Here is a 12,959-nt window from a genome sequence, read left to right on the forward strand (position 1 = left end):
CAAGATATTAAGTCTTATTAAAAGAAATTATTCTTGCTGAGATCTAAGTCTTTGTCTATTAAAACAGGCAAAATTCTTTTTTGTCTTCTCAATTTTAAAAGTTCAAGCCCATTTTTAAGGATAATTAAAATACTTTCTATTTTTGGTTCTATTTTGGGGTCTATTTTTGATGGATCGTAAGACACAATACTTACATAAGAAGAAGGTGTTTTTTTATATTGTTTATAAAGGATATTTTCTATAATTTTTAAAATTCTTCTTGCAACAACTATAGCTCCAGATAAGGATGTTTCAGGCAATATAATAGCAAAATGTTCTGGTTTAGAAAGTTTAGCCAATATATCAACCCTTCTTAAGTTTTTACGAAGTTCTTGAGCTAAAAGATAGAGAAGCTTTTCTTCCTCTTCTAAACCATAAAGTTCTACTATTTGTGAAAAGTTATTTATTTCCATTAAAAGAATACTTAAAATTCTTTTGTATCTTTTAGCTCTTAAAAGTTCTTCCTTTAATCTTTTTAAAAAATAATCTTCATTATAAAGTCCAGTTAAGGGATCTAAAATAGAACTTTCTTTAAGCTTTTTCTTTAAAACTTCTATCTCTTCAATAAGAGCTTCTTTTTCTCTGATAACTTTTATCAACTCATTTTTATATAACTCTATAAGAGTTTCTTCTTTTTCTTTTTTTTCTTCAAGGGTTTTTAAGGTTTCTTTTAGTTTCTCTTCATGAGTTTTAACACTTTGGCTATAGGGAGTAAGAGAATAGTTTTGATAGTTTAAAAATTCATAAAGAGGATTTGTATACTGGGGAAGAGTATCTAACATAGATTCTACTTGGGGCTCTTCTAAATTAAAATAAAGTTTTGCTATAGTTTTAAATTCTTTAAATTTTATCTCTTTTTCTGTACTAAAGTAGCATCCCACTCCAAGATCTATAAAATTTAAAATTTTAATATCTTCAAAAACTTGAGGAGGAATATCTTCAGGTAAATCTGGAATTTGGTGGTGATGTTGAATATTAAGAATAAATCTACGAGGGAAATTGTAAGTTTCAAAATATTCTCCACCTATAACTGCATGATCAACTCCAAAAACTTCTCTTTCAGCCTGATAGGTAGACAAACCTAAATTTTTAAGTTTTAAAACTTTTAAATACCCTTCAGGAAAAAGAGAATATAGAATAATGATACCAAAATCCATAAGATAAGAAGATATAGGTAAATGAGGAGGAAAGGTTTCTAAATAGGAAGCACAAATAAAGGAAAAGCATAAGTTAGCAATGGCTCTTGCCCAAAAATAATGAAAATTAAATTCATTAAAAGTAACTTTACAAAGTTTTGTAGAAATAAAACTTAAGACCAAAATTTTTACTAAGTCTTCTCCAAGAATTAGCAAAGCTAATCTTACATCTTGGACAGGGGGATTATCTTTTCTATATCTTGGGTGATTAGCTACAGAAATAATAAGTGAGGAAATCTCCTTATTATTAGTGATAAGTTCTGTAAATTCTCTATCACTTTTTAACAAAAGAGTTTCTAAAATATCTTTACCTACTTTTGGTAAAGGAACTAAATTTCTTGAAGAAAGTTTTAAGAGTCTATCTAACTCTCCCATTTTTTCTTGTTTAAGTTAAAATATTAAGTTAATATTAGCAGAAGTTTTTATTTTGGAAAGGCGTTAATTTTCGAATATTTTTAATTAGGAGGGTAGAATGGGAGAGGGAAGGTTTAAGGAGATGATCTTAGAAATAGCAAAAAAGGCTAAAATAGCCTCAAAAAATTTAGTAACTCTTTCTTCTAATACCAAAAATGAAGTTTTAAAAAGAGTTGCCCAAAAATTGAGAGAAAGAAAAGAAGAATTAAAAAGGATAAATGAAAAGGATGTGAATCAAGCCCTAATTCAAGGACATACCAAAGCTTTCATTGATCGCTTAACCTTAACAGATAAAATAATAGAAGGAATGGCTAAAGGATTAGAAGAAGTTGCAGCTTTACCTGATCCAGTTGGAGAAGTAGTTAAAATGTGGAAAAGACCTAATGGACTTTGGGTAGGAAGGATGAGAATACCTTTAGGAGTAATAGCTATAATTTATGAGAGTAGACCTAATGTGACTATTGATGCAGCAGGACTTTGTTTTAAAAGCGGGAATGCAGTGATTTTAAGAGGAGGAAAAGAAGCCCTAAATTCAAATATAGCTCTTGGTGAAATCTTTAGAGAAACTTTAAAAGAATTTAATGTTCCAGAAGATGCAGTACAAGTTATTCCTACTCCAGAAAGAAAATTAATGGAATACATGTTAGAACTTGAAGAATATATAGATCTTGTAATTCCAAGAGGTGGAGAAGGTCTTATAAGATTTGTTACTGAAAAAGCAAGAATGCCAGTTATAAAGCACTATAAGGGTGTATGTCATGTATATGTGGATAATGAAGCCGATTTGGAGATGGCTAAAATTATAGCTATAAATGCTAAGTGTCAAAGGCCAGGAGTTTGTAATGCCATGGAAACCTTGCTTGTTCATAAAGATATTGCAGAAAAGTTTTTACCAGATTTGGCAGAGGAATATAAAAAATATGGAGTAGAGTTAAGAGGATGTCCAGAAACTTTAAAATATATACCTTGGGCAAAGGAAGCAACTGAGGAAGACTGGTATGCAGAATATTTAGATTTAATCTTAGCTATAAAAGTGGTTAATTCTTTAGAAGAAGCAATAGAGCATATTTCTAAATATGGAAGCAATCATACAGAAGCAATAGTTACAGAAAACTATTCAAAGGCTATGAAATTTTTAAAAGAGGTTGATGCAAGTGTAGTTTTAGTGAATGCCTCAACAAGGTTTAATGATGGTGGAGAATTAGGGCTTGGAGCTGAAATTGGTATTTCTACAACTAAAATTCATGCTTACGGTCCTATGGGGCTTGAGGAATTAACTACAACTAAATTTATTGTATTTGGTAATGGACAAATCCGAACTTAAAAAATTTGGAATATTAGGAGGAACTTTTGATCCACCCCATTTAGCCCATTTAAGAATAGCTGAAGAAGTAAGAGAAAATTGGGAACTTGATAAAGTTTTTTTCATCCCTGCAGGGATTCCTCCTCATAAAAAAGAGGGGTCTTTTTCTTCTTTTGAAGATAGATTACAAATGGTTAAACTTGCGATTGAGGGGAATCCCTATTTTGAAGTTCTTGACATAGAAAGGGTTATTATTCCTTCTTATACCTTAAAAACTCTTCAAAGATTAAAAGAAATCTATCCAGAAAGTGAGAAATATCTAATTATTGGGTGGGATAGTTTTTGTGAATTTGAAACTTGGTGGAATTATGAGGAATTTTTAGATTATACAAATATTATAGTTGTACCAAGAGGGATAAAAGACTGGGACTCAGCTTTAGGATACTTCCATAATAAAATTAGAGAACTTTGGAAAGATAACGACAAAGCGCTTAAGAAAGTATTTTTTGGTAAAACCACATTATTTGATATTTCAAGTACTTTAATAAGAAAATTGGTAAGTCAAAAAAGATCGATTAGATATTTAGTTCCTGAAAAGGTATATTGGTATATCAAAGAAAAGGGGCTTTATAGGTAATGAGAGGAAGTATAAAAGTAGAAATAACTCCTATGTTTAAGCAGTATTTTGAAATCAAAAGTAAATATCCTGATACTATTCTCTTTTTTAGATTAGGTGATTTTTATGAGATGTTTTTTGAAGATGCAGAAACAGTTGCTCCACTCTTAGGGCTTGTTCTTACAAAAAGGGAAGCAGGCAAAGATTTGATAGCACCTATGTGTGGTGTCCCTGCAGATAAAAGTTCAATTTACATACAGAAATTGGTTGATATGGGATTTAAAGTAGCTATTTGTGAACAAATAGAAGAGACAACCACAAAAGGATTATTTAAAAGAGAAGTAGTAAAAATATATACTCCAGGACTTCTTACAGATCTTTCCGCTTTATCAGAAAAAGAGAAAAATTATTTGGCAAGTCTATTTATAGAAAAAAAAGCAGGGTTGAGTTTTTTAGAACTTTCTTGTGGAGAATACATTTTTACAGAACTTAAAAAAGATGAAATACTTTCTGAAATTTTAAAAAGAGAACCTAAGGAAATAATATTAAGTAAAAAATTAGAAAATTCAGAATTAGTAAAAATAATTAAACAGAATATTCCTAAAACCCATTTAAGTTTTGTAGAAGAAAATTTTTTCAAAAAAGAGGGGTTAAAAAATTTTAATTTAGAAATTTTTGAATTTAAAAAATATGAAGAAGGTTTAAAAGCAGCTAATGCAATTTTAGAATACTTAAAAATCTACCAACCCTATTTGGTAGATAAAATTTCTGCGCCTCAGTTTTATTATCCAGAAGAATTCCTATTTTTGGATGAATCTACTAAAAGGAACTTAGAGCTTATAAGAAATCTTTGGGATGGAAGCGAAAAATACTCCTTATTCTGGGTTCTTGACAAAACCCAAACTCCAATGGGGGCAAGACTTCTAAAAGAGTGGATACTATATCCTTTAAAGGATATTAAAAAAATCCAAGAAAGGCAAGAAGTAGTAAAGTTTTTTGTGGAAAATAAGACTTTAAGAGAGGAATTAAAAAAAATTTTAAGAAAGATTTCTGATCTTGAAAGATTAAGTACAAGATGCGCACTAAAATTAGCTAATCCCAAAGAAATGGGATTGCTAAGAGAAAGTTTAAAATATCTTCCTGAAATAAAAGATATTTTAGAAAAGGAAAACCCCTTATTTTTTCCTAAAAAACTTGAGGAACTTTTAAAAGCTATAGAAGATTTTTCAGAACTTTATGAGCTTTTAAATGCTTGGCTTGTTGAAGATCCACCTACAACTTTAAAGGAGGGAGGAATAATAAAAAAAGGGGTTAGCCAAGAGCTTGATGAACTTTTAGATTTGAAAGAAAATGCAGTTTATTATCTTTCTGAGTTAGAGAAAAGGGAAAAAGAAAAAACAGGGATTCCTAATTTAAGAATAGGTTATAATAAAGTTTTTGGATATTATTTTGAAGTTTCTAAAAGTTATCTAAAAAGAGTTCCTGTATATTTTGAAAGAAAACAAACTTTAACTAATGTAGAAAGATTTGTTACTCCTGAATTAAAAGAACTTGAAAATAAAATTCTTTCTTCAGAAGAAAAAATAAGAAATTTGGAATATGAGTTATTTTTGGAATTAAGAGAAAAGGTGGCTTTATATAAAGAAAAACTTAAAACCACAGCTAAGGCATTAGCAGAACTTGATGTTTTTCTTTCTTTAGCATCCGTTGCTATAGAAAATGATTACACTATGCCAGAAATAACAGAAGAACCAATATTTATAGTAGAAGAGGGAAGGCATCCTGTTTTAGAACAAATCCAAGGTAAGGAAAAATTTGTTCCTAATTCTTTAGAAATGAATAAAGAGGATGCTACAGTTTTAATTGTTACCGGGCCAAATATGGGTGGGAAATCTACATTTTTAAGACAAAATGCCTTAATAGCTATAATGGCACAAATGGGAAGTTTTGTTCCTGCAAAATCAGCAAAAGTAGGTATTTTTGACAAAATTTTTAGTCGTATAGGAGCAGGAGATGAACTCATAAAAGGAAGAAGTACATTTATGGTTGAAATGAGCGAATGTGCATACATTTTAAAAAATGCAACCTCTAAAAGTTTAGTTATTCTTGATGAAGTTGGGAGAGGAACAAGCACCTTTGACGGTATGTCTCTTGCTTGGGCTATAGCTGAAAATTTATATAAAAAAAGAGTTTTTACTCTTCTTGCTACTCACTACATTGAACTTACAGAACTTGCTAAGCTCTATTCAGGGATTAAAAATTATCGTGTAACTGTAAAGGAATGGAATGGAGAAGTAATATTTTTATATAAGGTTTTACCAGGGGTTGCTAATCAATCTTATGGAATAGAAGTTGCCAAATTAGCAGGAATTCCTCAAGAAGTTGTTGACAGAGCAAAAGAAATACTTTATAAATTAGAGAGTAAAAGTTTAAAAGAAACTAAAGAATTAACCTTAGCTCCTAAAAAGGTTTTACAATTGTCTATATTTGAAATGACAAATCCTATAATTGAAAAGATTAAAAATCTAAATATAGAGGAAATGACACCCATTTCAGCTCTAAATTTTCTCTGGGAATTAAAAAAAGAAATTTTAGAAAAAGAAAAAAGAGAAAAATAATGAAAAATATTTTAAAAATTCTATTTTTGATATTATTTTTGGGTTATTTTTTTGTTTTTAATTCTTCAATTTTATTAGCTAAAACTAAATCTTCAAATCTATCAAAAAATCCTTCCCAAGAATACATTTATCATACTGTTAGAAGAGGTGAGACTTTAGAGAGTATAGCAAAGAGATATGGTGTTAGTGTAAGTGAGATAAGGAGGTGGAACAAATTAAGGAGGGGGAAAGTTAAGGTAGGTCAGAGATTGATAGTAGGGGTTAAGGAGGCAAAGGAGGAAGAAAAAGCAAAAAAAGAGGCAATAAAAAAAGAAGAAGCTAAAGAAGAGGCTATTTATCACATAGTAAAAAGAGGTGAAACCTTAGATAAGATTGCTAAAAAATATGGAATTTCTGTAAAGGAATTAAAAGAATTAAATAATTTAAAATCAAATAAAGTTTATGTAGGACAAAAACTAATTATTAAAAAGGAAGAAAAAATAGAGGTAAAAAAAACAAAAACTGAAAAAATTTCAGAAAAAGAATACATTTATCATACTGTTAGAAGAGGTGAGACTTTAGAGAGTATAGCAAAGAGATATGGTGTTAGTGTAAGTGAGATAAGGAGGTGGAACAAATTAAGGAGGGGGAAAGTTAAGGTAGGTCAGAGATTGATAGTAGGGGTTAAGGAGGCAAAGGAGGAAGAAAAAGCAAAAAAAGAGGCAATTGCTGTTTCAGATATAGAAAAAGCTTTTTCAGAGCTTGAAAGAAAATATGAATCATTCCTTTCAAATCCGCAGACTACAAGAACAGATTGGTTAAAGCTTTTAAGTGAATATAGAAGACTTTATTTATTATATCCAAGTAGTTATGTTGCACCGAAAGCTATATTAAAAACCGCAAATATTTATTTTCATCTTTATAAAAATTTTTCAGATTCAGAGTCACTTAATAAAGCAATAGAAAGATATAGGTTTTTAATAAGAAATCATCCCAGATCTTCAGAAGCAGAAGAAGCTTATTATAGACTAATCCAAATTTATAGAGAAGAAGTAAAAGATAAAGAGAAGGAAAAAAGTCTTACAGAAGAATTCAAAGCAAAATATCTAAAAAGTGTATATATTTCTAAACTTGAAGAAAGGGTAGAAGCAAAAGAGAAAGAATCTAAAAAAATAGAAAAAAAGTTAAAGACTAAAAAACCTCAAAAAGAGCTAGTAAAAAAGATAGCAAGAGAACCCCCAAAAGAAATACCTAAAGAAACAGCAAAAGAAAAAATAGCTTTATTAACTGTTACTCCTAAAAAGGTATTAGAAGTTCATCCAATTACAGGAGAGGATTATAGCAGAGTTATTATAAATGTTTCTGATAATTTTGAATACCAGGCTAATATATTAAAAGGAGATAAAGAGAGACCACCAAGGATATATGTAGATATCTATCCAGCTATTCTTGATAGCAAGGTCTCTAAGGAGATAGACATAAAGGATGCCCTTTTAACAGGTATAAGGGTAGCTCAATTTGATGAAAAAACAGTAAGAGTAGTGTTAGATTTAAATAGTTTAACTTCCTATAAAATTTTTAAGTTAAGAGAGCCTTATCAATTAGTTTTAGATCTTATAGGAAAAGAAAAGATTCAAAAAAGTTATGCCAAAGAAGTTCCTAAAAAAGGAGAACCTAAAAAAGAGGAATATATTAATTTAGCCCGTCAATTTGGGTTAGGTATAAAAAGAATAGTTGTAGATCCAGGACATGGCGGAGAAGACCCAGGAGCAGTGGGTCCTTCAGGATTAAAAGAAAAAGAGGTGACCCTTACTTTAGCTAAAATGTTAGCGCAAAAATTAAGAAATCAATTAGGAATTGAAGTGATTTTAACCAGAGAAGAAGATAAATTTATTCCACTTATTCAAAGACCAGCTATAGCTAACAGCAAAAAAGCAGATCTTTTTATTTCTATCCATACAAATGCTTCTCCAGATTCTAAGGGTCGTGGGATTGAAACTTATTATCTTAATTTTACCACAGACCCTGAGGCAATGAGAGTTGCAGCTTTAGAAAATGCTGCCTCAGATAAATCCTTAAGTGATCTGCAAGATCTAATAAAAGCAATATTAGTAAATACTAAACTTTCAGAATCAAGAATGCTTGCAGAAAAAGTACAAAAAGAACTGGTAAAAACTTTAAGTAGATACTATCCAGATACTATAGATAGAGGAGTAAAATCTGCACCTTTTCTTGTTCTTGTAGGAACGAGGATGCCTGCCATATTAGTAGAAGTAGGATTTATAAGCAATCCTGTAGAAGAAAAAAGATTGAAAGATCAGCAGTATTTAGAAATGGTTGTAGAGGGAATAGCAAAGGGAATAGAAATATATATGCAAAGTCTTAAATTTTCCCAAACTTATTATGAGAAAAAATCCTAAGGTAATATATGGTGTAGAAAGATTTTTTAAAGAGGAGATCTTTAAAAAATATAAGGGAAAAAGGGTTGCTCTTCTTTGTAATCAGGCTTCTGTAGATTATAACTTTACTCCGGTATTTATTCTTTTTAAAAAGCAATTTAAAGGGGATTTTAAACTTATTTTTTCTCCTCAGCATGGTCTTTTTTCTGAAAAACAGGCAAATATGATATTTTCTGAAGATGAAATAGAACCGATTACTCAAACTCCTGTAATAAGTTTGTATGGAAAAAGATTAAAACCAGAAAAGGAGCATTTGGATGAAGTAGATATAGTTTTTGTAGATTTACAAGATGTGGGTTGTAGAGTTTATACCTATATATGGACTTTATACCTTTTAATGGAAGCCTGTGAGGAAAATGGTAAAAAAGTGGTAATATTTGATAGACCTAATCCAATTGGTGCTCAAATTGAGGGTCCTCTTTTAGAACCAAAATATTTTTCCTTTGTGGGAATGGATACATTACCTTTGAGACATGGCTTAACTATAGGAGAAATAGCAAATTTATTTAAAAAAAGAAAATTTAAAAATCTTGACTTAGAAGTTATAAAAATGAAAGGATATAAAAAAAATTTTTTATATCCTGAAACTGGTCGTTCTTGGGTTTTTCCATCTCCTAACATACCTACTTGGGAAACAGCCTTAGTTTATCCAGGGCAAGTGTTATTAGAAGGAACCAATCTTTCTGAAGGAAGAGGAACTACTAATCCCTTTTTAATTTTTGGTGCTCCCTATTTAGAGCTAAAAAATCTTTTTACTTTATTTAAAAAAATTTTTTCACCAGCAAAAGACGGTTTTATTCTCAGACCTGTTGTTTTTGAGCCAACTTTTGATAAATGGAAAGGAGAAAAATGTTATGGTTTCCAATTTCATATAGTAAATTATCATAAATTTAAACCAGTTAAAACAGCACTTTTAATAATTAAAACAATTAAAGAAAATTTTGAGAGCTTTAAATTTATTGAGGGTCCCTATGAGTTCGAAGAAAGAAAAAAGCCTATAGAGATTCTTATTGGGAATTCAAAAATTCTTAAATGGTTAGAAGGAAAGGACGAAATTGACCTTGATTTTTACTTGTATTATAATTTAAAAAATTATGAGGAGGAAATAGAGGGGTGTAAATTTTACTAACTTAATGTATAAAACCAATAATTATAAAAAATTAAAATTTAGGTCTAATAAAGAAAGAATTAATTATTTTTTAAAACTTTTTAATAAAGAAGACAGAGTTTTAGTCCTTATTTGGGCAGATCCTGATGCATTAGCCTGTGCTTTTGCTTTAAAGAGAATTTTACAAAACAGAGTAGAAAGAATAGACATTTCTAATGTAAATGAAATTGTAAGGCTAAATAATCAATTAATGGTTGAGGTTTTGAAAATACCATTGGTTAAATTTTCTTCAGAGCTTCTCGGAATGTATAATAAATTTATTCTTGTTGATTCTCAACCCTCTCATAGAGAAGAATTTAAAAACATAAAATTTACTGCAGTTATAGATCATCATCCTTTTACAGAAGGATGGGAAGCAGAATATGTTGATATTCGTCCAGATTATGGAGCTGTTTCAACTATACTTTTTGAATATTTAAAAACTTTAAAAATAAAACCTTCTGTTTATTTAGCTACAGCTTTAATTTATGGGATAAAAGTAGATACTGATAATTTTTTGAGAAGTGCAAATCTTCACGATGTAATAGCATTTCAAAAATTATATAAATATATGAATAAGTATTTATTAAACAAAATAGAAGGACATCATATAAAAAGGTCTGAGCTTAAATATTTTAAGATAGCATTAGATCAAATGAAATTTCAAAAAGGGAAAATTTTTGTATATATAGGTAAGGTATTAAATACAGATATTCTTGTAATAATAGCAGACTTTTTAAGTAGAGTTTATGAAACTTCTTGGGTTTTTGTAGGAGGAGAATTTAAGAAAAACTTAATAATTATAATTAGATGTGATGGATATAAAAAAGATGCAGGCAAATTAGCTAAAAAACTTTTTAAGAGTATAGGATTTGCTGGTGGGCATAGAGAAAAGGCAAGAGCAGAGATTCCATTTTCTAATCTAAATATAGAAAGTGAAAAATTTGATACCAAAAGTTTAATTAAATTATTTGAAAAATATTTTAAATATAAAGATGAAAGAAAAAAAAGCTAAATATGGCAAGATTTGTAGATCAAGTCAAAATTCATGTAAAAGCTGGAGATGGAGGTCCAGGGTGTATAAGTTTTAGAAGGGAGAAGTACGTCCCTAAGGGCGGTCCTGATGGAGGAGATGGAGGAGACGGTGGAGATGTTATTTTAGTTGCAGATCCACAAGTTCATACTCTTTACGATTTTCATCATCAAGTTCATTTTCGTGCAGAAAATGGAAAACCCGGAATGGGTAAAAAAATGAAAGGAAAGGATGGAGAAGATTTAATATTAAGAGTTCCTGTAGGAACAGTAGTTAAAGATTTAGAAACAGGAGAAATACTTGGTGATTTAACAGAACCTGGTCAAACTTTGGTGGTTGCTCGAGGTGGTAAAGGAGGTAGAGGTAATGCTCATTTTGCAACACCAACAAGGCAGGCACCAAGAATTGCAGAACCAGGAACAAAAGGAGAGGAAAGATGGCTTGTTTTAGAATTAAAGCTTATCGCTGATGTAGGCTTAGTTGGATTTCCTAATGTAGGGAAATCAACTTTACTTAGTAGAATTTCAGCTGCTAAACCTAAAATAGCTGATTATCCTTTTACAACCCTTGAACCTAATTTAGGAGTTGTAAGACTTTATGATGGAAATACCTTTATTGTAGCAGATATACCAGGATTAATAGAAGGAGCTCATAAAGGAATAGGATTGGGACATGAATTTTTAAGACATATAGAAAGAACAAGAATAATTTTATATATGCTTGATATTTCTAAAGAAAAAGAAGTAATAAGAGATTACAAAATCTTAAAAGAGGAACTAAAACATTTTAATCCAGAACTTTTAAAAAAGGAATATTTAATAGCTTTAAACAAAATAGATCTAATGCCTGATCCTGAAAAAATCAGAAGTATTGTTGAACTTTTTGAAAAAGAAGATCAAAATAAAATATATCCAATTTCAGCTGTTACAGGACAAGGTGTTGTTGAGCTGGTTTATGCATTGTGGAGAAAACTTGAAAAAAAATAAAAAAAAGAACAAATATAGTTTAATATGGAAAGAAAGGAAAAAATTCAAAAATTACTGAATAAAGTAAAAAAAATAGTTTTGAAAGTAGGAAGTGCTGTTATTACAAAAGAAGATGAAGGACTTGATTATCAAGTTCTTCATAATTTGTCTTATGAAATTAATAGACTTTGTAAATCAGGCTATAAGGTAGTTTTAGTTTCCTCTGGAGCTATTGCTTGTGGGAGGGCTAAATTAAAATATTATAAGAAACCTATTTCATTAACAGAAAAGCAAGCATTAGCTGCAGTAGGTCAGGCAGCTTTAATTCAAGCTTATGAAAACATGTTTCAGCAATATGGAATCCAAGTTGCTCAGGTTTTATTGACTAATGAAGATTTGTCTCAAAGAGAAAGATATTTAAATGCTAAAAAAACTTTAGAAACACTTCTAAATTGGAAGATTATTCCCATTGTAAATGAAAATGATACAGTTACTACAGAAGGGATAAGATTTAGTGACAATGATATTTTATCAGCATTAGTAGCAGGGACTATAGAAGCTGATATTTTAATAGTTTTATCTGATGTAGATTCACTTTATAAAGAGGATCCAAGAATTAATCCTCAAGCTGAAAGAATTAGCGAGGTTGAAGAAATAACCCCAGAAATAATGAATATGGCGGGAAAAAATCCAGGAAGATTAGGAAGAGGAGGTATGTATTCTAAGCTTCTTTCTGCTCAAATGGTAAATTCAATGGGAATACCGATGGTTATTCTTCCAGGAAGAACCCCTCTTGTTATAGAAAAATTTTGGAGCGGAGAAGATATTGGGACCATATTTTGGGCAAAAGAAAGAAAACTCAATATGAGAAAACTTTGGATAAAATATTATATAAAACCAGAGGGTAAACTTTATATTGATCAAGGAGCAGAAAAAGCTATCTTAGAAAATGGAAAAAGTTTATTAATTGGAGGAATTGTAAGTGTGGAAGGTAATTTTCCCAAAGGTGCCTGTGTAGAATGTGTTAATCTTAAAGGAAAACCTTTAGCTAAGGGTTTAACCAATTTTTCAGCTCAAGAGCTTATCAATTTGAGAATAAATGAAGCTAAAATAAATAGAGAAGTTATTCATAGAGATAATCTAGTTATCTTAGATTAATAATAGAATAATTCTTAAGGGGGTGTTTCTTT

General features: G+C 29.9%; 9 protein-coding genes. 8 read left to right on the forward strand and 1 reads right to left on the reverse strand.

Features of this window, described 5'->3' with window-relative positions:
• Positions 1-17 precede the first annotated feature (17 nt).
• Positions 18-1,610, reverse strand: coding sequence for a sensor domain-containing diguanylate cyclase (locus TOPB45_RS08500; RefSeq protein ID WP_013909228.1), 1,593 nt, complete (start codon positions 1,608-1,610; stop codon positions 18-20).
• Positions 1,611-1,707: 97 nt separating this feature from the next.
• Here TOPB45_RS08500 and TOPB45_RS02215 point away from each other — a divergent pair, with 97 nt between their 5' ends.
• Genes TOPB45_RS02215 through proB form a run of 8 tightly spaced genes read left to right on the forward strand, consistent with a single transcriptional unit; the run spans position 1,708 to position 12,927 of the window.
• Positions 1,708-2,973: a glutamate-5-semialdehyde dehydrogenase gene (locus TOPB45_RS02215; protein ID WP_013909229.1), complete on the forward strand. Its 1,266-nt coding sequence runs from the start codon at positions 1,708-1,710 to the stop codon at positions 2,971-2,973.
• Complete coding sequence (gene nadD, locus TOPB45_RS02220) at positions 2,954-3,589, forward strand: nicotinate-nucleotide adenylyltransferase (protein ID WP_013909230.1); 636 nt, start codon at positions 2,954-2,956, stop codon at positions 3,587-3,589. Before TOPB45_RS02215 ends, nadD begins: the two co-directional genes overlap by 20 nt.
• Positions 3,589-6,186 carry a DNA mismatch repair protein MutS gene (mutS, locus tag TOPB45_RS02225; protein WP_013909231.1) on the forward strand — a complete coding sequence of 866 codons (2,598 nt, stop codon included), beginning with the start codon at positions 3,589-3,591 and terminating at the stop codon, positions 6,184-6,186. Before nadD ends, mutS begins: the two co-directional genes overlap by 1 nt.
• Positions 6,186-8,585, forward strand: a complete 2,400-nt coding sequence (locus tag TOPB45_RS08505; protein ID WP_013909232.1) for an N-acetylmuramoyl-L-alanine amidase — start codon at positions 6,186-6,188, stop codon at positions 8,583-8,585. The genes mutS and TOPB45_RS08505 overlap by 1 nt, the downstream gene beginning before the upstream one ends.
• Positions 8,569-9,753, forward strand: a complete 1,185-nt coding sequence (locus tag TOPB45_RS02235) for an exo-beta-N-acetylmuramidase NamZ family protein (protein ID WP_013909233.1) — start codon at positions 8,569-8,571, stop codon at positions 9,751-9,753. Before TOPB45_RS08505 ends, TOPB45_RS02235 begins: the two co-directional genes overlap by 17 nt.
• 4 nt (positions 9,754-9,757) lie before the next feature.
• Positions 9,758-10,786 (forward strand): DHH family phosphoesterase, encoded by a 1,029-nt coding sequence (locus TOPB45_RS02240; RefSeq protein ID WP_013909234.1) that lies wholly within the window; start codon positions 9,758-9,760, stop codon positions 10,784-10,786.
• Between the two features lie 2 nt (positions 10,787-10,788).
• Positions 10,789-11,790, forward strand: a complete 1,002-nt coding sequence (gene obgE, locus TOPB45_RS02245; RefSeq protein WP_013909235.1) for a GTPase ObgE — start codon at positions 10,789-10,791, stop codon at positions 11,788-11,790.
• A 24-nt stretch (positions 11,791-11,814) separates the two neighbouring features.
• On the forward strand, positions 11,815-12,927 hold the full coding sequence (gene proB / locus TOPB45_RS02250) for a glutamate 5-kinase (protein ID WP_013909236.1): 1,113 nt from the start codon (positions 11,815-11,817) through the stop codon (positions 12,925-12,927).
• Positions 12,928-12,959: the final 32 nt, after the last annotated feature.

Source organism: Thermodesulfobacterium geofontis OPF15 (genome assembly GCF_000215975.1).
GTDB lineage: Bacteria > Desulfobacterota > Thermodesulfobacteria > Thermodesulfobacteriales > Thermodesulfobacteriaceae > Thermodesulfobacterium > Thermodesulfobacterium geofontis.

Excerpts from the sequence above, each read along its gene's own strand:
- nadD (WP_013909230.1), top strand. The coding sequence starts at position 2,954 with ATGGACAAATCCGAACTTAAAAAATTTGGAATATTAGGAGGAACTTTT.
- TOPB45_RS02235 (WP_013909233.1), top strand. The coding sequence starts at position 8,569 with ATGAGAAAAAATCCTAAGGTAATATATGGTGTAGAAAGATTTTTTAAA.
- TOPB45_RS08500 (WP_013909228.1), bottom strand. The coding sequence starts at position 1,610 with ATGGGAGAGTTAGATAGACTCTTAAAACTTTCTTCAAGAAATTTAGTT.
- TOPB45_RS02240 (WP_013909234.1), top strand. The coding sequence starts at position 9,758 with ATGTATAAAACCAATAATTATAAAAAATTAAAATTTAGGTCTAATAAA.
- obgE (WP_013909235.1), top strand. The coding sequence starts at position 10,789 with ATGGCAAGATTTGTAGATCAAGTCAAAATTCATGTAAAAGCTGGAGAT.
- TOPB45_RS08505 (WP_013909232.1), top strand. The coding sequence starts at position 6,186 with ATGAAAAATATTTTAAAAATTCTATTTTTGATATTATTTTTGGGTTAT.
- TOPB45_RS02215 (WP_013909229.1), top strand. The coding sequence starts at position 1,708 with ATGGGAGAGGGAAGGTTTAAGGAGATGATCTTAGAAATAGCAAAAAAG.
- proB (WP_013909236.1), top strand. The coding sequence starts at position 11,815 with ATGGAAAGAAAGGAAAAAATTCAAAAATTACTGAATAAAGTAAAAAAA.
- mutS (WP_013909231.1), top strand. The coding sequence starts at position 3,589 with ATGAGAGGAAGTATAAAAGTAGAAATAACTCCTATGTTTAAGCAGTAT.